Origin of the sequence: Pseudarthrobacter sp. GA104 (genome assembly GCF_009741265.1) — a bacterium.
Classification (GTDB): Bacteria; Actinomycetota; Actinomycetes; order Actinomycetales; family Micrococcaceae; genus Arthrobacter.
Genome location: NZ_WOWL01000001.1, coordinates 312,541 through 331,676, shown reverse-complemented (window position 1 = coordinate 331,676; position 19,136 = coordinate 312,541). Strand labels below are relative to the sequence as shown.

Annotated in this window: 15 protein-coding genes; 11 read left to right on the top strand and 4 right to left on the bottom strand. The window is 61.6% G+C overall.

What is annotated here, in order from left to right; genetic code table 11:
- Positions 1–23: 23 nt before the first annotated feature.
- On the bottom strand, positions 24–347 hold the full coding sequence (locus GK109_RS01465; RefSeq protein WP_157238423.1) for a helix-turn-helix transcriptional regulator: 324 nt from the start codon (positions 345–347) through the stop codon (positions 24–26).
- A gap of 186 nt (positions 348–533) precedes the next feature.
- Here GK109_RS01465 and GK109_RS01460 point away from each other — a divergent pair, with 186 nt between their 5' ends.
- From GK109_RS01460 to GK109_RS01415, 11 genes are all read left to right on the top strand, one after another.
- Entirely contained in the window at positions 534–1,433 is a 900-nt protein-coding gene (locus tag GK109_RS01460) for an RNA polymerase sigma factor (protein WP_157238422.1), read from the top strand.
- A gap of 976 nt (positions 1,434–2,409) precedes the next feature.
- Positions 2,410–3,297, top strand: coding sequence for a C40 family peptidase (locus tag GK109_RS22020; RefSeq protein WP_157238421.1), 888 nt, complete (start codon positions 2,410–2,412; stop codon positions 3,295–3,297).
- A 900-nt stretch (positions 3,298–4,197) separates the two neighbouring features.
- On the top strand, positions 4,198–4,332 hold the full coding sequence (locus tag GK109_RS22190) for a hypothetical protein (RefSeq protein ID WP_255428732.1): 135 nt from the start codon (positions 4,198–4,200) through the stop codon (positions 4,330–4,332).
- Positions 4,333–4,635: 303 nt separating this feature from the next.
- Positions 4,636–4,923 (top strand): hypothetical protein, encoded by a 288-nt coding sequence (locus GK109_RS01450; protein WP_056084497.1) that lies wholly within the window; start codon positions 4,636–4,638, stop codon positions 4,921–4,923.
- Between the two features lie 3 nt (positions 4,924–4,926).
- Entirely contained in the window at positions 4,927–6,300 is a 1,374-nt protein-coding gene (locus GK109_RS22295; RefSeq protein ID WP_157238420.1) for a type IV secretion system protein, read from the top strand.
- Positions 6,293–7,789 (top strand): SCO6880 family protein, encoded by a 1,497-nt coding sequence (locus GK109_RS01440; RefSeq protein ID WP_370460306.1) that lies wholly within the window; start codon positions 6,293–6,295, stop codon positions 7,787–7,789. The genes GK109_RS22295 and GK109_RS01440 overlap by 8 nt, the downstream gene beginning before the upstream one ends.
- A 227-nt stretch (positions 7,790–8,016) precedes the next feature.
- The gene (locus GK109_RS01435) at positions 8,017–9,231 is read left to right on the top strand and encodes an ATP-binding protein (RefSeq protein ID WP_142061252.1); all 1,215 of its coding nucleotides are present in this window, start codon (positions 8,017–8,019) and stop codon (positions 9,229–9,231) included.
- Positions 9,232–9,506: 275 nt separating this feature from the next.
- Positions 9,507–11,051 carry a TraM recognition domain-containing protein gene (locus tag GK109_RS01430; RefSeq protein WP_197432383.1) on the top strand — a complete coding sequence of 515 codons (1,545 nt, stop codon included), beginning with the start codon at positions 9,507–9,509 and terminating at the stop codon, positions 11,049–11,051.
- A complete protein-coding gene (locus tag GK109_RS01425) occupies positions 11,038–11,550 on the top strand; it encodes a hypothetical protein (protein ID WP_157238417.1) in 513 nt (170 codons plus the stop codon). The genes GK109_RS01430 and GK109_RS01425 overlap by 14 nt, the downstream gene beginning before the upstream one ends.
- A 117-nt stretch (positions 11,551–11,667) precedes the next feature.
- Positions 11,668–12,795: an ArdC-like ssDNA-binding domain-containing protein gene (locus GK109_RS01420; RefSeq protein ID WP_157238416.1), complete on the top strand. Its 1,128-nt coding sequence runs from the start codon at positions 11,668–11,670 to the stop codon at positions 12,793–12,795.
- A gap of 57 nt (positions 12,796–12,852) precedes the next feature.
- The gene (locus GK109_RS01415; protein WP_157238415.1) at positions 12,853–13,356 is read left to right on the top strand and encodes a single-stranded DNA-binding protein; all 504 of its coding nucleotides are present in this window, start codon (positions 12,853–12,855) and stop codon (positions 13,354–13,356) included.
- Positions 13,357–13,696: 340 nt separating this feature from the next.
- On the opposite strand, the gene GK109_RS01410 is transcribed toward GK109_RS01415, so the two are convergent.
- From GK109_RS01410 to GK109_RS01400, 3 genes are all read right to left on the bottom strand, one after another.
- Entirely contained in the window at positions 13,697–13,981 is a 285-nt protein-coding gene (locus GK109_RS01410; protein ID WP_157238414.1) for a hypothetical protein, read from the bottom strand.
- Positions 13,982–14,598: 617 nt separating this feature from the next.
- Positions 14,599–18,162: a MobF family relaxase gene (mobF, locus tag GK109_RS01405; protein ID WP_197432382.1), complete on the bottom strand. Its 3,564-nt coding sequence runs from the start codon at positions 18,160–18,162 to the stop codon at positions 14,599–14,601.
- Positions 18,159–18,566: a hypothetical protein gene (locus GK109_RS01400; protein ID WP_231754783.1), complete on the bottom strand. Its 408-nt coding sequence runs from the start codon at positions 18,564–18,566 to the stop codon at positions 18,159–18,161. Before GK109_RS01400 ends, mobF begins: the two co-directional genes overlap by 4 nt.
- Positions 18,567–19,136 lie beyond the last annotated feature (570 nt).

Here is a 19,136-nt window from a genome sequence, read left to right as displayed (position 1 = left end):
CTCATCTTTCCAAAGCACTGAGGTTACTTTTCCAGCAAGTACTTAAGGTGAGCGTCGAGCAGTTCCTTGATCCGGACAGGGTTCGCGGAATACCTCGGTGACCGTCCGTGTCTACGTCCAGGCTCGACGTCGACCATCACCACGCCTGCCTCTTCGAGCGCCGCCAGATGCTTGGCCACGCTGGGATCGCCCGCGCTGACAGCAGCGACGATGTCTCCGCGCGTCGCGGGCCCAGTGGCCGTGAGGAATCGAAGAATCTCGTTTCGCGCCCGGTTGCCGAAGGTTGCGACGGCAGCCTCGACGTCGGCCGACCAGGCGGCGTCGTGAGGCTGCGTAATTCTCGGCATAAGGTCATTCTTCCCGAAGGCAGCGCAAAAAGTAAGAACAGCACTCTTGACGATACTTTAGTTATCTTCGACAATAATTCCTATAGCTTCTTCTGATCGTTGTTGGATCTCCGCATCCACTAACTGGGGTGGCCGTTTGCGCAACTCTGCGAACTACTCGATCTGAACAGTCAAAGCGGTGAAGCCATGGAAATTGAAGCCAAGGCATATCAATCTACAAAGGGACCAGAGACGGTCGCTGACGTGGATGTCTCATTGCGAAGCGCACCTCCGCCGGGAGAACCCGTCATCCAGATCGACCGGATCATGGTCGCGGTTGATGGGGTGCACCGTTACGTCGTTTCCCGGCTCGCGCGGATTGGGCGAGCCTGCGACGTGGACGACGTCATGCAGGATATCCGAGTCGCCGTGTGGGACGGGGTTGCGCGGGGACGCTACCGGGAGCTGCCCGGCATCCCGTTTGAGGCGTGGGTTCAAGGTATCTGCAACAAGATCTGCGCTGCCCATATCCGGCGCGAGCTTAGCCATCAAACGTTGCCCTTGCTTGTTGACTTCACGACGACGGAAAGCTCACCGGAGGTTCTTGCTGTCATCCATGCTGGGGCGTCAGGAAACGACGTCGAGAACTATGTTGATCAGGCTTGGGCACACGCCATGCTGGGCCTGGTCCAGCGCAGCGTCAGTGAGGAAACCTGGAGGCTTGCCGTATCCAGCCTCACGGGGCCGAGGCATTACGGACCACCGTCTCCCAAAGACCGGCGTCGGTGGCATGCCGTAACCGTCGTTCGGCAGACGGCCAAAACGATCAACACGGCACTGAACTGCCACCCCGAGCCCGGGTTAGACATCGACGATCTCTGCCGGTGCGCTGCGAACTGCCTTCCCACAAACGTTCTTCGGAGCGTCGCGGAGACTATTGTCCGTCCCGGACTGCGGGGACTGGATAGGTCCGTCCAGATGGCTGCTCTGGCCTGTGAGCTCGGTGTCACCGAAAGGTACATTGCGGTCAACATCGGATTTGCCCGGCAGTTGTACCAGGCAGCATGGCGCGTGCTTCAGCATGAAGTGCATGGACCGGCTCTGTAGGTCTTGGGTTTCGGACATCGGTTTGGACGATGAATTGGTTCCGTAGAGTTGACCGCCGGGAGTGGCTGGCGGCAGGACTGGTTGCCCTGCTCATGATTAGTGCAGTCTTCCTACTTTGGCCTGCCGATAGCCCCCGCGGACAAGTCCCGCCGACATCGTCCGCAACCGCGCCGTCAACGGCGAAGCCATCAGGCACTGCCACTGCACCAGGCAGTACGTCCGGTGTTCCTGACGAGCCGGTCGTTACGGCGGAGGCAACGCCGGATGATTTGCCGCGTACCCGCGATTACCGGGCGCTCGCTGTAGCGGCAGCAAAGGGAATCTATAGCTGGGACAGCCGTTCGTCGTCGTACTCGGATGTATATGCCAAGGTGCGGTCGTGGTGGGAGTTGCTGCCTGATGGGTCGAATCCCTTATCTGTGTTGGTTCGAGAGTTTGAAGGGACTGGCGTGACCGCGGGGACGTTCACCAGCCTGGCAGAACAGTCGGCTCGCCGAAGCGGCACCGCTGAGTCCCTACGCTGCGATCTCGAGTTGGCCAAGGTTCAGGAGTATCCGGCCCCGTGGGAGGGCCTTCACGTATGCACGGTGACGGTGCAAGTTGTGGACGAGTCCAGTAACGGCAGAAGTGCCTATGCGGCACCTGTCACGGTGTTGGTCAATTGTCCTCCTGCCACCACCGCTCCAACTGGGCGCTGCGCCATGGTTGCTTTCTACGCGACAGCAGAGAGAATCGTCTACTAGTGGCTGGGCTGGTTGCCGTTGCAGGCCTCATGCGGCGCCGGGCATTGGTGAAGGTCGTATCGGCGGCCGCTTCCCTCGCTCTGCTTGTTGGCGCCATGGCATTTGCCGGAGGCGTGGCGGCGCTAACTGGTGTGGCGCGGCAATCTGCAGTTGCCTGTACACCAGCGGGATCAGGGATAGCCACTGACCCTAACGTCACTGGTGCCGGCTTGGAAGTTCGGAACGCTGGGCGCTTGCTCTACGGGCTGACGCCTCGGCAGGAGAGCGTTGCACGGACATACATCGCGGTAGGTAAGCAGCTTGGAATACCGCGCTCCGGGCAGATCATCGCCATCATGATGGCGCTGCAAGAGTCTAGCCTGCGCATGCTCGCGAACCCCAGCGTGCCGGCTTCCTTACATCTCCCCAATGACGGTGTTGGGCGGGACCACGACTCGATCGGTTCAGCCCAACAGCGTCCGGCGGCGGGCTGGGGGACAGTTGCGCAGCTTATGGACCCCTCCTATAACGCGCGCGCGTTCTATGGCGGGCCGTCGGGACCGAACCGCGGCAGTCCTCGAGGGCTCCTGGACATTCCCGGTTGGCAGGGAATGGACAAAGGTTTGGCGGCTCAAGCAGTCCAGGTGTCTGCTTTTCCCGAACTGTATGCGCGTTGGGAGCCGGCGGCCACGGCAATCGTTGCTGCGCTTGAGGGTGGCACTGCTCCTGCCTCCTGTGCAGATTCGTCGCCAGCGCCGCGGCCCGGAGCATCTTCCCGTAACTTGAGCCAGTTGCGTCAGGACATTCTGAAGTTCACCAAAGAAGGTTTGGGCGGAAGATATGTGTGGGGAGGGACTGCCTTCAAAGCCTGGGATTGCTCCGGCTATGTGCAGTGGATCTACAGGCAAGCCGGAATCGAGCTGCCCCGAGTAGAACAATGGCGCGTTGGTGTCCGAACAGAGGATCCACAACCAGGAGACCTAGTGGTTCAAAATCCGCAGGGACCCGACAACTGGGGCCACGTCGGTATCTACGCGGGTGACGGCATGATGTGGAGTGCCCTCAACCCGGCGGTAGGGACATTGCTGCATCCCGTGAGCTGGAATCCTGGTGCGGCCTACTTTGACCTGTTAGGTCACTGAGGAACTTTCTGCGATTGGCGAGACGCGGACGGTACCCGACCCACTGGTCGTGCTTTACACGCCCGCCGGGTAGGCGTTCGGTTCACGCGCTCATCGCCGAATCCCGGCTAGATTTCAACGCATAAGAGCTTGGGGAAGCTGCCGGTTTCGCTGTCTCGATTGACCTTTAGTGCCCTCGATACAGACCCCTAGAGATTCACCCCTACTGACTGCGACGATTGTCTGCCATCTTGGGCAATTGAGGGCTTGGAGGCTACCAGAAAACCCTTTTGCCGAGGTGCGACACGCCGTTTTTTCCACGACACGCTGAGCGTTAAATGTGGCTAAGTACTCCACAGGATGTGGATTTCGCCCTCAGGATCGCGGTTTTCCGGGCATTCTAAGGGCACCTGCCTGTGGATTAAAGGTGCATTAAATGACATCCTTGTAATACATCATCTTGGGGTTCCTAAGAGGCGTCAGCCCTAGATGTAGTATCTAGGTACGGGTTCATCCAGATGGTGGATCACGCAACGAAGCGCACGTTCGGCTGGTACCCAAACATGCGCTTCATTTACAACCAAATAGGGACTACGCCACGCAGCCAAAGAGGGTGCGCAACGGCCCAAGATATTGTGTTTTGTCGTTTTCGTTCGAACTAGGAACGTCAGAACAGACTACGAGCGGTTAGAACATTCGTCAATCTTGACAACGTTTCGTGTCTTGTGCCCGGTGATCCCGGAAAGGAGTAGCCACAAATGGCTACACGTGTAGTACGGATCCGCATTAAGCGGACCATCCGTATCCGCCCGACCCAGCGCTAAGGCGCTGAGTTGGAGGCCCCGGGCCCGGTGCTGGGATCGCTCGAATCAAAGCGCCGGTCCCACCTTTTCAAATGGATCGACCTGAAGGAACAGGATTATGGCTAAGAACAGCCGCCAAACCAGCAGCAAAGCTGCAACCGCCGCAAGCAAAGTCTTGCGCAACCCTAGCTCCACCAAAGCCGAGAAGACCGCCGCAGCCAGTGCCCTTTCCCAGAAGGGCAAGGGCAAGTGAAGGCAGAGCAGAGCTCCACTGATGAAGAAGAACACTTCTTCTGGGGCTCACCCAAGTACCCGCGTCCCTTTGTCCGGTCACGTACCGAGCACGGCGAGACGCTGCTGAGCTAACGCTCATCTATACGAGAACCCCGTCAGCCCCGTTGCTGGCGGGGTTCTCGTTAGGCAGGCAAAACCGATGTCGCGACGAAGGCTCTCTGCCGATGATTATGCAATGCGATCATGTCGCTCCGTCCCTGCCACCTCCATGAACCCGTGAGCTCATCTGCTCACTCCATGGAACACAACGGACGGAGCACCAATGTTTTTCGCAGCGGTGGACCCGGGGATCACCCCGAACGCGAGCTTTCCCTTCCTGGAATCGCTCAAACAGATCGGCGGCGGCATCCTCGTCGGCGCCTTCATCATCATTGCTATCGTGGCTATCATCGGTGCCGCGATGCTGCTGGCCGGCAAACTTAGCCAGTCGTCACGCCTTGCTTCCGGCGGTGGCGTGATCCTCCTCTGGACAGGGCCCGTAGCTGCCATTCTCGGCGGCATAAACGGCTACATCCTCTGGTCACAGACCGCCTTCCCGCTTGGGTTCTAACTCATGCCTGTTGAGTGCGACCTCAATGGATGGTGGCCGCCCGGCTGCGGTTTGGTCTCACAGGCCAACGACAACGCCCTGGGCGCAGTCACGTCCCTCTTCGCAAACATCCTCCAAAACATGGCGTCCTGGCTTTGGGCCTTCATCACTGGCGCCTTCACCGTGTCGGACGTGGACGACTCCCAATGGCTCTCCATCGAGGGGCTGACGAGCTGGTGGGTGGTCGTCATGATGACGCCGCTCGTCGTCGTGATGATCCTCCAGGTCCTGTCGGGTCTGCTCAGTCAGCAGCCGAGACGCATCGGCCGCGCGATGCTTGGTGGCGCTGCCGCCATTCCACTGGTCGGGGCTGCCGTGTATCTCGTCCGGCAACTGACGCGGGCGAGTGATTTAGCCTCAGCCGCGCTGCTCGAATCGATTGGTTCGGACCCATACCTCGTGTTCATGAGGCTTTTCGGATTTGAACGGGCACCAGAAGGAAGTGGTCGGGAATGGAACTTGGTCTCGCTGGCACCTGGGACGACAGGGGGCCCAGCCGGTGCCGTCGTCGTTACAGTGATGGCAGTTATTGTCGTGTGGATCCTTGCCTTCATCTTGATGTGCTCGATGATCTTCCGCTCCTTTGCACTCGTAGTCCTGGCCGCTGTCGCTCCGGTTGCCTTGATGCTGCTGCCCTGGGAAAAGACAAAGTCCTGGGCTCGCCGCTGGTGCGAGGTGGTCATTGCCCTGGTGTTGGCAAAACCCTTAGCCGCAACTGTTTTGGCCGTTGCAGTGAAGCTCTTTGCGGAGTCAAAGTCCTTTGCGGGTTTGGCTGCCGGAACGGTGGGCATGGCGCTTGCCTGCGGCGCACCGTTGATGGCTCTGCGCTTGGTTAGCTTCGCAGGTGGGGAACTTGCGGCAGCGGCCCAAACGGCGGGTGGCGGCCACGTCCTGTCCCGGAGCAGCAGCGTGGCAGCTAGCCAGATCAGTCGGCAGACGGGTGGTCGCCTAACGCTTGCGGGCTTGGTGAGTCGGTCGGCCATGACCCGGCCCATCAGCTCAAGCCGCAGCCTCTTCCCGACACAAGTGTTGGCACCCACTGTCCGGTCCGGGATGCCGTCGCCTCAGGGTGGCGGCGGCCAGTTGGCCTTGAGAACCGCGCCCTCCAACGGAGGCCCGAACACCCTTCACCCACCGGGGTCGCAGCAGGGCTTAGCGCGCATAGACCCTCGCGAAAACAGCGGTACCGCCCCGGCATCCGCGCGGCAGGCCCCACTCGGAGAGGCCGAACCGCGAGCGCATCCCAACGCAAGCCCACCGGCCCCTTCGAGGGTGCGGCCTCCGAAACCCCATCCACCAAGAATCGACCCTCCGAACGGAGGTGCCCCACATGTCTGACGATGCCCGTGCCCTCGAGGCCGTCAAATTCCCCAGATACGAGCGCCGCGGGTTCTTCCTTGGCCTTAAGTGGTACCAGTTGTTGATAGTCGCAGGGGGCGGCGTGGTTGCCATAGTGGCTTCTGCCAGCAGTGGGCCGGTTGGCCTTTTTTCCTCCGGACCCCTCTGGCTTGGGCTTATGCTGCTCGGGCTCCTCCAGTATTCCCGCATTCCTTATCCCGTATGGGCGAAACAGCTCGCTGTGTTCTTCTACCGGGCAGCGGCAGGACAAACACGGTTCCTTGCAAAACCCGCGGTCCCGCAATTGGCTGGTCGGCTCGCCCTCCCGGGCGGTCTCGGCAACCTGGAGATCCGAACAACGGCCAGCGGTGAATGCTTCATGGTCGACCGCCACGGCAGGGAGGCAATCGCGGTGCTGCGGTGCAGCACGAGGTCTTTTGCACTCTTGGACGCAGACGACAAAGCCTGGGCGGTCCAGGCCTGGTCGCGTGTGCAAGCGGGCATGGCCCAGCGGCCAAGCGTGGCCCGGATCGCGGTCCAGGATTACACCGTGCCCTATCCGTCGTCGGCGCTCTGGGAGTTCTATAAGGACAACGCCATCACGGCCCAAACCGGAGAGAAGATCGCGTGGGGACAACGCGCCTATGAGGACTTGCTCGGTGCAGCCGAATCAACCATGAGCCATGAACTCCTCGTGGCGGTCGTCCTGGATACCAGCAAGGCTCGACGGCGGATCAAGGAGTCGGGCGGGGGACTGGTAGGCCTGGAACGCGTCCTGCGGCTGGAAGTCGAGGCAATGAAAACGTCGCTCGGTACCCACAGCGTGAAGGTAGAGGAGTGGATTGGGGAACCGGGATTGTTAGGGATCATTCGTGGTGCATTCGATCCCGCTGCTTTACCGGCTACCAAAGGGTCGGTGGCGACAGCCCCGCCGTCGGACGAGGGGGCAAAAGAGGAGATGGATACCCTCCACCGCCATGGCCCGATGGCCGTTGAGGAACACTGGACCTACCTGCGGACCGACACCGGGTTCCACCAGACTTTCTGGATTGCTGAATGGCCGCGCCAGAAAGTGTTTCCGGGCTTCCTGCACCCGCTGATCTACGTGGGCGAATTCCGCCACACGTTTACGGAAGTCATCCGGGCGGTTCCTACTGCTGAAGCCCTTCGTGACATCCGTTCCGCGCAGGAGGCGCATGAGACCCGCCGCCGCATCAATGCCCGCTTTGACAGGCCGCTTACCCGTGAGCAAAAGGCCGAGGAAGAAGAAGTAATCCAGAGGGAGGAAGAGATCGTCACCGGCCATGGTGACGTCCGCCCGGCTGCCTACATCACCGTCACGGCGACCACGTTGGAGGACTTGGCAAGGCATCGCCAGGAACTTGAGTCCGCTGCGGCCGGGGCATTCGTTGAGCTTCGGCTTCTCTACGGACAGCAATGGGCCGCGTTTGTTGCCGGCGGTCTGCCGCTTGGAAGGGGACTGCGTTGAAGCGAGCATCCACTAGCTTCGAGTACCTGCCGTCGGGAAAGAAAGGGACGGAACGGAAAGCACGACGGCGGATCTCGCCTTCCGGGGCAGTGCCGGCGAGCACCGCGGCAGAGGATAGGCTGCAGGAATTCAGTGCCTTTCGCCTCGCGGGTGACTGGGGGAGTAATGATCCGAACTCCCTGCGGGGTCCGCATCGGTTGCGGCCCGCGCCCCACCGCGCATCGACCATGACGTTTGCCGCCGCCTACCCGTTCCTTACAGAGTCGGGGCTGGGGCACGAGGGAACCTACATCGGCACCGACGTTTTCGGATCTGGAGCCTTCTCCTACGATCCATGGATCCTGTACGACAAGGGGATCATCAGTGGCCCGTCCATTGTCGTGATCGGGACGGTCGGCACCGGCAAGTCGATGTGCGGCAAGTCGCTGGTGACGCGGTCAATCACACTGGGCCGAAAGGCCGCCGTCGCGTCTGATCCCAAGGGCGAGTGGGTTGCTGTAGCGGAGGCTGTCGGCGGCAAGGTCATCTCCATTGGCCCTGGCCGTCCTGCGAGGGTGAATCCCCTCGACGCCGGTCCCCGCTCCACTGCCCTTACCGAGGCTCAGTGGCAAGCGGTGGTGAGGCAACGCCGTCGGTATCTCCTGGGGGCCTTGGTTTCACTCATGCGGCAGGGGACGCCCCTTAGGCCCGTGGAGCACACAGCCTTGGACATAGCCCTCATGGAAACCATGGCCGAGAATTCGAACCCGACCCTGCCCATGGTGCTGGACCACCTCCTCAAACCGTCGAAGGAGATGACCGCCCTGGTTGGAACTGACGGAGCAACCGCCGTCAGCCATTCCCTGCGACGTACTGTGTCCGGTGATCTCGAGGGCATGTTCGATGCGCCATCCACGGTGGCCTTCGACGCTGATGCCCCGATGATGGTGATGGATACCTCAGCGCTGATCGGAGCGTCGGAGCAGGCCCTTTCGTTGGCCGCCGCCTGCGGTGCCACGTGGTTGGAAGCCGCCATCACCAATCCCGACGGCGGGAAGCGGCTGGTGGTGTACGACGAGGGGTGGCGGATGCTCGCAGATCCCTACATGTTGGCAAAGATGAGCGAACAGTGGCGGCTCGCCAGAACGTACGGGATCGCGAACCTGCTCATCATGCACAAGGTCGCCGACCTCAACGAGATCGGTGACAGCACCAGCGGACACCGGCAGAAAGCGCTGGGCCTGCTGACTGAGGCTGACACCAGGGTCATCTACCGGCAGAAGCACGACGCGATGCGCCTGACCAAGGAAGCGCTCGGCCTGACCGAAGCGGAGTGCGAGCATGTGGAGAACCTTCCGAAGGGCGTCGGGCTCTGGAAAGTGGGCAACCGCTCCTTCATCGTTGCCAATCGCGTGACCACTGACGAGCTTGCTGTTTTCGGGACAGACGACAGGATGCTGTGAGACGGCCAGTGAGCTCGCGCGCGGCAAACGAGAATCCATTGGTCACCGTCGGCCTTGTCGGCGCGGCGGCGTATGTATGTCTCTGCGCAATAGTGCAGGCTGCAGCGCACGTGGCCGGCTCTTGGCAGTGCGGCGCCATGCCGCCGTCGCCCTTTAACCCTGCCGCCGCCGTCGGACTTGTCGCCAACAGGATGGAATGGATCGTTGTTCGCCGGGCTGACTGTGTGCTTGGCACAGACAGCATCTGGTGGGTCCTAGGCCCGACTCTACTTCTGGTGGGTGCGCTCGCCGTCGGCGCGTTGGTCCTGTGGCGGCGTTGGAAGCAATCGGGCGGCTGGCTGCGCCAAGACATCCTGAACCGCGACGGCGTTGCCCGCCGGGCGGAGATTCTTCACGATTTTGGGGCGAGGGCCGTGCGGAAAAGAGGAAAGTTCACGCGTCCAGGACTCGCGAATCCTTCAGTGCAGGACGTGTCATGGACGCTGGGCCGCTCCCGCGGTGTCACCGTCCATGTCTCCACGGAAGAGTCGATGGTGATTCAAGGTGCTCCGCGATCCGGCAAGGGGCTTTATGTCGTCATCAACGCGATCCTTGACGCACCGGGGGCAGTCGTCACGACATCCACGCGTGCGGACAACCTGGTGGTGACGATGAAGGCGCGGGCTTCCGGTGGGCGACCCGTGACCGTCTTTGACCCACAGGGTATGTCGGGGATCCCGTCTTCGCTTCGCTGGTCACCCGTACGTGGGTGCGAGGACCCTGATATTGCTACCCGGCGGGCGTTGGTTATTACCGCGGACACCGAGATGAAAGGGGAGAACGCAGCGTGGCAGAAGCGCTCGCTGATAGTTCTTCAATGCCTGCTGCATGCAGCGGCGCTGTGCGGCGAGGGAGTGGCGGCATTCCGGCGCTGGTCATCCAGCCCGGTACTGGCGCGGGAGGCGCTCGAGGTTCTGGGCAGCCCTGGGGCGGCGCTGGGTTGGCAGGCAGACCTAATGGGGATCCTGGAGGACGATCCGCGGAATACTTCTAACTCGTGGATCGGCGTTTCGGCGGCGGTGGCGCCTCTCTCATCGCCCAAGGTGCTGGCCGCGCTGAATCCCCAGGACGCATCCGAAGAGTTCGATCCGAAAGCCTTCATCCGGGAACGGGGGACTCTGTATCTCATCGGCACTCGGGCGGGGGCAGCTGCTGCCGGGCCTTATCTATCGGCCCTGATCGATGACATCGACAATGCAGCCCGTGAGATGGCCTTTGTGTCACCAGGCGGGCGGCTTGAGCCACCGCTTTCCCTAGTACTGGACGAGATTGCGAACCTCGCCCCCTGGCCCGGGCTGCCTGTGGCGCTGTCCGACGGCGGCGGTATCGGGATCTCAACGCTCGTCGTTTTGCAGTCGTTGTCCCAGGCCCGTTCGGGCTGGTCCATCGATGAGGCATCGACCATCTGGGACTCGGCGATCATCAAAGTGATCTTTGGAGGCGGATCTGACGAACGGGACCTGCGTTCGCTCGCCGGGTTGCTGGGAGAGAGGAGCCTCACCCTCACCACGCGGTCCTGGTCTTCCGCTGGCCGGCAGGACGGGGAGCAGATACGGGAAAGTCCTGTAATTGCTCTGGACGAGATTCGACGCCTGCCCGCTGGCACCGCGCTGATGCTTGGGCGGCGGACTCGACCGATCCTGCTCGACCTACTCGAGTGGCACAAGCGTAAGGACGCAGGGGAGCTGCGCCGCTTGAAGGCGGAGATGGAGCGCATCTTGGCCGACGGGCACAGAGAGCGTCAGCAAAAGACCGAAGGGGAGCCGGATGCGCAGCAATGACGAGACCGAGGAGTTCGATGTCCCGTCTGCTGGCTCTTTCGGGGACGACGAAATCACCGCGCAGCTGTTTCGATCCGCTTTTGGTGCTTCAGCGGCTTCCAAGAGCGTGACCCGCCGTTGGCGGGAAATGACTCCGGAGCAGTCCCAGGAAGTCTGGGGTGCCCTTTTCTCATGGGTGCGATGGCTTGTCGCGACCTATCAGCTGACGATGTCGGTCATTCCTGACTGCTGGTGGCGTCACCCCGAGATTGTGGCTGAGTTGTATGCGCTTCACCGCGCCGAGCTTGCCTCCTTCACTCAAGATGACCCGGGCTTCGGCCCGCTTGCCTTTCACGAAAGGCTCCCGCACGCCGTCGAACGCTTGCGGATGCACACCAGGACTGCCGGGTGTGTGGGCCTGCAGGCACACAAGGAGCCTGCGCCTCGCATCCTGTCTGGCGATGACCCGGACTTTGTTGAGTGGCGGAAGGCTGCTCATCAACTGGTTGCTGACTTCTGAGTCATGTTGCTCTTGAGGTGCTTAACCATGAACGGGTGTCTGCGCAGCAATGCTGCGGTCCAAGAAGCATGAAGGGTGGCTGTCGTGGCCGCTACACCTGAAGTTCAATCTAGCAGTTTGCCCGACCAGAGCTCTCCGGAAGCGAGCGTCGGCGCTCGCCGTATGGCGCCCGAGGAGCGAATCGCCTCATTGATGGATGGCCTGCACTCGATTCTGGAGGAGGCGGTCGAGTCACCTTCACATTGGCAGGTTCTGCTGGATGCCTCAGCCAATTTGTGGCGGTACTCAGGTGGCAACGTCGCCTTGCTCATGATGCAGATGGCGCAGCGGGGTACGGACGAGCCGACGCTCGTCGCGGGGTACAAGGAATGGGAACGGCACGGCCGCACTGTCCTTCGTGGCGAGCAGGCCCTGTGGGTTATTGCTCCTCGGACTGCCCGTGTGCAGCAGATGCTGCTGCCCGATGGTACGCGCCAGCGCATTCCCCTGGGCGACAAACTTCCCAAGGGTGCTATCGACGAGGGGAAGAAGACCCTCATCACGGGTTGGCGCGGGCAGGCAGTCTTCGACGTTTCGCAGACCCAGGGGGCTCCGCTGCTGGTTCCCAGGCCGAGTGATGCCCCGACCTTCGACGCGCCGGACCTATGGGAGTCGCTGGCCCGGGTTGCCCGCACGCACGGCTTCTCGATCCAGGTCACCGATGCGCAGTTCGGCCTGACGAGTGGTTTCACCGACTTCGCGCAGCGCCAGGTTCAAGTGGGTGGCTGGCTGAATCCGGAGGAGCGGGTCGCCGTCCTGGCGCATGAGCTCGGCCATGTTTTGCTACACGGGCCGGATGACAAGGTGGGAAAGCTTTACGGGAGCAGCGTGGACCACCGAGGCCTTGCCGAGGTCGAGGCCGAGTCTGTGGCGTACACGATCCTCAAGGCTCATGGAATTGACCGGGGTCCGCAGTCTGCAAGTTACCTATCAGGCTGGGCTGATGCAGTGATTGAGGCGGAGCATTCAGCCGCTGTGCGCAGCTCTTCTCCGAAGCAACCCGCCTCGCGGGTGGATATTGCGAAGTCAGTCTTAGGCCGCGTCACGGCGGCAAGCAAGAACATCCTCGAATCCACCAATCCTCCGGGTTTTGGCGGGAAGGTTCCCACTGCTGAAGTCTCGCCCCAGGTGCAAGGCAAGGATTCGTACGTACGCCTGCAGCAGCCCGGCGGACCATCCCGAGGGTTGGAGATTTCCGGCCCGTAGGGCGGCCGCGAAGTGTTGGACGGGAGAAACCCGTCTGCGAAAGAAAGGGCAGAAGATATGAGTACCAAGATTCCGGTCAACATTGCCGGAAACCTCGTCGCGGACCCTGAGCTTACCTACGGTGAGTCCGGAGTAGCGCACGCCAAACTGCGGGTTGCTGTGAACCAGCGGATTCAGGGAGCCGACGGGTCCTGGCAGGACGGAGAGCCTGTCTTCCACAACGTCTCGGCGTTCCGCGCGCTCGCAGAGAATGCTTCGAACTCCTTGAAGAAGGGTGACCCCGTTACGGTGTCGGGTGAACTCGAGTTCCGTGCCTTCGAAAAGGACGGCGAGCGGCGGGAAGCCCGCCGGATTGTTGCTGAGACGATCGGTCCTGACCTTCGGTTCGGCACGGCCGCCTACCAGCGCTCACCGCGGGCGGTAGCCGGTCCGGACACTACTGCAGATGCGGGTCTTCAAGCGGCACCCGAAGCTGCCCAGCCTGCTTACAGCATCGCTACGAAAGGACCGGTGGCCGCGCCCCCTTTAAGCGGGCCGGCGCGAGCTGACATAAGCATGTAGCTGACTGCTGCTGGAAGTGGGTGGCCTGATCCTCATTTGGACCAGGCCATCACCTTGTCTACGCTCCGCTTGTACGCTCAGACCGGCCTTCGGCCGCCGCTCTAAGACAGCCGGCGGAATTGTCCAGGCTTCACCTGCACGAGGATCGGCAGCGCGAGCTGGACCGGTGCGGCGCCGACTTGCTTATCGAGAAGATCGTTGATCGACGTCTGTCCTCTCAGCTCCCCTGAGGGATCTCTCTCCATGCCAACGACCCTAGGCACGACCGCGAGCCTTGCGTTTCTTCGACACGCACAGCGCTACCCGATGATTACCTGAGCGTCGCCGGGATGGCTGCCGACTACAACGCACTACTGCCCTTCCATTCATCAGGCTTTACACGCCTGATGCTTGAGGAATGCGCCCAACCCATGTGGTACTTCCCGGAAGAGTCCAGCCACTCGATGAGGCCGTACTTGTGGGTCCACCCGACCGCTTTGCCGTAAATTCCGCTGACGTACACAAGCGGACGCCCATACTTCGGGAATTCTCGGATAGGTGCCGGGTCGTCTATCGGCCGGCTTGCTTCGGCGTCCATGCGAATCATCATTCGCTCGACATCTTGAGGGGAGCCGGACTTGATCATGAAGCAATTTTAGAACATACGTTCGAATGTTTGTATCGCCGGAGCGTCGTAACAGTAGATGCCGCTTAGGGGCTCCGGCCTTCGGCGGGTGCCCAAGCTAAGCAGTCGGCGGCTCGAATGAAGTACGTCTCTGGCCAGGGTGTGCTCGGCATTACTTGAGTGGGGTCGGGGGCGATGAGTAGGACGGATCCTGGCCATAGTGGTTCGGGTAGTGCTTCTATCCAGGCACGCTGAACGTGGTTGAAGCGGTTCCACATGATGGTGACCCACGCGCCGGTGGGTTGCACCGCGTCGACGCTGAGGAGGGTCACCTCGGTCGTGGTCCCGCTGGCGAGCTTAGCGCTGTCGAAGGATCGCCATCTGTTTGCCGCGTTGGCCCGCCAGGTCCGCCGTTGGGCAGATCTTTTCCCCCATAACAGCGCCAGCACTAGAACAGTTGCCAGCAACAAGCTGCCAACGATGACCTTCATGACGAGAGGAAGTCGCGTGGGAGCCAAGGCTACGAATGAGAGGGCACAGGCTATGAAGACAACCGCGCTGGCTATCACTAGTCCGGTTGTCGCTACCTTGGGTCTTACCGCCGGATTGACGACCATTCGCATTACCTCCCTACCAGATTAGAGCTGCCAGCCGGCACCTGTAAGGACGACTTGCTGAGTAAGGGCTGAATCCACAGGTGAGTCATCTAGTTGAGCGGTGCTACGGCGATGAGCATTGTTGATTGCTGCATTGATTTGTTCACGCTGGCCCCTTTGTTCCCATTCGTAATCCGCCGGAGACGGGCCCAGAGGGAGGGGAGAGTCCGGCAGTGCCCACCTGTCGCGAAAGACGGCAACGTCACGAACCAGCTGCCAGGTTTCGCCGCTGGCGCTATCTCCGACGGCTTCAAGCAAAGCACGTTTCCACGCAGGATCGGCTGTCAGCGCTGCCATGCTCACGGTCTCCGTCCTTTGGGATATACGTTCCCTGACCTGCTGAATCATCTCCGCTAGGTCAGGGCGCGGAATGGTGAGCTTTTCAACCAGAGGTTCCTCAACCGACGTCGTCCTTCCTTTCATGAACCGGCGTAAGCGCGTGCTGAGGACAGCGCAGCGATCATTGGCACTGCCAGTTTCTTGGCAGAACTGGCTCAGTATGCGCTCGCTACGCTGCCGGCTGACGGCTGTGGCTTTCCGCCATGCCGCGACAGCTGCACCCCACGACGGAGATTGTTCGAATTCCGGTGAGGCACCAGGGGCTTGTTCGTCCAACTGCTGCCTAAGATCCAGTCCTGCCGCGATCTGGGCGAGGTAGTCATACTCCGCGTAAAGCCGCTCAAGGCTGTCCGCCTTCCTAAGCTCCGCGTCACGAATCTCGTGGGCGGTCCGCTCAGCGCCTTCCGCAGCGAGTACCTCGCCGAGGATGCCCTGCCATGAGAGCTGCAGTGATGGATCGACTGCCGGATGGTCGGCGTCGTCACCTTCGCTGACGTAGGCAAAGTTGCCGGAGCGGCCACGGGTCATGCTCACATACAGCAGCTCGCGGGTGAGCCGGCCCTGAGTGACTACGGTGTGGCCGGTGTCCACCGTGATGCCTTGGGAGCGGTGGGCTGTTGTTGCATAGCCCAGCTCGACGGACGCCTCCAGATAGGCTCCGGGGAGTAGGACACTCGCGCCTGTGTCCCGCCGTCGTGCCAGCACCGAGCTGTCGCGACGACTGACCTGTTCGACGTCGAACAGGGTGCCGTTCCTCACGAAATTACCGTCACTGTCCACTAGCTTTCGGTTGTTTTCGCGGGCGATGACCGTGTCACCGGGTCCCGCCCATAGCCCATCACTGAGCAGCATCGTTTGCTCAGGATTCACCTCGCCCTGCGCCACCCGGTCCGCCTGGGCCCGTTCATTGAGCATGCCGACCGTTTCATTGTCGGCGGCAATGAGGATGGATGACTTGCCTGCCCGGGTATCTGCCTGCCAGGCGAGGTAGGCCTGGTCAGCCATATTCAGGTAGGTGCCGTGCCGGATCCTTCCATGGTGGGCGTAGTCGGAGATGGCTGAATAGTCACCCTTCCGGAGCTTGAGTGACGACGCACGCTCCCACTCCTCATGGAATCTCCAGATCGTGCTCAGCCGTGTTGCCTTCCCTTGCCGGTCTAGCCAGCCAAGTACGCCACCGGCGTCGATGGCGTCCAGCTGTCCCGGGTCGCCGACCAGGAGGATCTTCGCGCCGGCTTCCTGGGCTTGCTGTACGAGAGCTGCGAGTTGGAATGTCGAGACCATTGACGCTTCATCGACGATGACAAGTTGATTCGCATGGAAGCACCAGCGTTGCTGGGTGGCAGCGAGCCGAGCAGCCTCCTGCGCTAATGCGATGCTCCAGCGCTCGCCGACGTGCGCTTTGGCCAGTTGCGCCTGGACGCTGAAGAAGCGTCCGGCCCTTGAGCTTGCGCCTTGGCCGGCCGATTCATGCAGCCACTTGGTGACGTTCTCGGTTGCCATAGCGAGTTCGCGGCCCAGCACTTCGGCGCTGGCAGCTGCCGGGGCGAGGCCAACAACGCTGCCGGCGCCGTAATCCGCTTCCCATACTGCCTTTACTGCACTCAGCGTTGTCGTCTTTCCCGTTCCCGCTGGCCCCACTATCGCGTCGAGCCTGTTGCCGCTGAGGACCACCTCGGCGACGGCGGCACGCTGGTCGGAGTGAAGCACTCGGCTCTCCGGCTGTTGGACTTGGTCAAGGAGATCCATGATGACGGCGGCGCGGATTGCCGGGCCGCCGTCGTCGTTCCTTGCTGCCATGACCGCGTCCTCGCAGGCGAGCGTGGACGTATCGGTGTAGAGGCGTGACCCGTGAAAGTCGAAGACGCTTCGTGGCCCGTGCTGGACGTCTGCCTCGGCGTGGGCCGGGACGGTGTACCGGTAATCATTCAGAGGCACGGATTGCTGTTCGGCTGCGGTGGCGATGGCGTCCATGAGCGTGCTCCTGTCCGCCGCCGTGCGGCAACGCACCTGGGCACAGACGCGTTCGGCTTCCGCCAATAGATTCCAGCGGTTCCAGGTTGAGCGTTTGTGAGCGACCCGCTCACGGGTCAGGGTGGCGACGGCGGTGATCCAGTCAGGGGTCAAATCAGTGAAGGCAAATGGGGCAATTCTGGAGCGGTTGATCGTTGCCGCGATGACGTCGTCCGGTGTGAATCCCTTGGCGGAGGCGCGTGCCTTCCATTCTCTGGATAGCTCGTGCAGGGGAGTGGGGAGCTCGGACTTGGGAACGCGTGTGGCGAGGGTCGCTTGCTGCCGCAGCTTGATGACCGTTGCTGTGGTTGGCGGAAGGCCGTGCTCCTTTGTCCACTCCGCGACGAGGCGGTCTGTTTCCACGTTGATCAGCCGGGACCGGTTGGAAAACTCGCGGATGAGGTCCTCATCGATCCCGGAGAGCTGCTGGCTGGGATTGCCCGTGTTGATGACGGGGACGCGGATGTCCGTGTCGCTGCCAAGGCGGCAGTGGAGCGCGTCGAATAGGAGACCGTTGTAGTGTTCGCTGGCGGCGACCGCAGCCTTGTACAGGGTGCGGGAGTCGAGGGTCACCCAGGCACCGTCGGTGATGCGCTGAATGCGGTTGGTGATCACGAGATGGGTGTGAAGTTGAGGGTCGCCGGTGCGGGATTCCCAATGATCGAAGGCGGCGGCGATGGCACCCTTTGTGCCGACGTGGGCGACGCCGTTTCGTCCGGCGCGGGTGTGGATGACGTGCTCTTCCAGCCAGGCAAGGGTTGCTTCCACTGCTTCGTGGTGCACGCGGAGGATCAGCTCTTGCGTGCTGCGTGGGCTGAGTGCCCAGAGGACTGACACTGACTTCGGCACGCTGAAGGTCAGGTCGAAACCAACGACGGCGTGCCTCACCGTGGGTGGGCCGGTTTTGTTTTCGACGGCGGTGGGTTGGCTGTGCGGGCGGCCCAGCGGAGCGTTGGTGTCCGGATGTACGGCTAGGTCGAACACTGCTTTCGCGTCTGTTTCGGAGACGACGTCGCAGGGACCTCTGTTGATGCTTGGTAATCCGCTGCCGATCCACCGGCCTTCGGGCGTCCCGGCCTTCATATAGTAGATGGTGTTTTCCGGGGGAGTAGTGGTGAGGTCGTCCATCATCGTGGTCTTGAACAGGTAGCGGAGGCCTGACTGGGCTGAGAGGCGCGCGATGGACATCGTCATGGCCGCGCCGCTCCTGCCTGGCGCTTGGATGGATGCCATCCGCGGCGGTTAAGGATGTCCAGCGTTGCTGGGTCCAGGGCGACACCTTTTGCGTTCGCAAGCGAGACCAGCCATGCTGCGAGATGCGCGAGGTCCTGCACGTTGGTCCGTTGCGCACGCTTCAGCCGGGCTACTTCGAGCTGGAGCACATTGTTGCTCCGACGCTGCTCGGAGTTCTCAGCTTCGAGGCGATCGATCTCACAGCACTGGGAGCGGAGCCTGGACTGGAGAATCTCGACGCGGCGTTGGCAGATCTTCGTCTTAGTTGCCAGCTTGCGCTGCAATACCTTCAGCTCGTCCTTGACAACTACGGCTCCGGCGTCAGCCACTACCGGCAGGGCAGGACGGCGGGCAGTTCGACGCATCCTGTCCCGCTTCCTGTTGCCGCAGCGCGTGGAACAGAAGCGCTGACTTTTGCGGGAAGACTTGAAGCTGCCCGTGCACTCTTCGCAAATCTTGACGGTCACGATGGTTCATCAGTCCGGGGCCGGGTTTCGACATGACCGGACGTGAGCTGTCCTCACGCTTATGACCTTGGATGCCAGAGGTGTGAGCAGTTGACCTGTGATGGGCAGGTGGGGGTCTGCAACAACTGTGGCATCGGTATCGACGCTGGGCGTGTGGAGGATGAGGCGGACCGCTGAATAGCCCCACACAGCTCGTGGTACTGCTGCCGCAGATTCGAGGACAGGCAAGGCTCGGACAGGCGGAGGCCGCGCAGCTTGGATTCTTAATTGTCCAGACGCGATCTGGACAATTGCGCAACACGCTGTTGCACAATTGTCCGGCACCCGCCGACACAAGCTCAGCAAACAGGGACGGCAGTCAGATTTGAATCTAAGACTCTTCACTGGGCATGTGCAGAAATGGCTTTCGCACCCTATTCTGACGGTCTTTCAGCGTTTCCTGACGTCAGTTTGGGGTGTACTTCAACT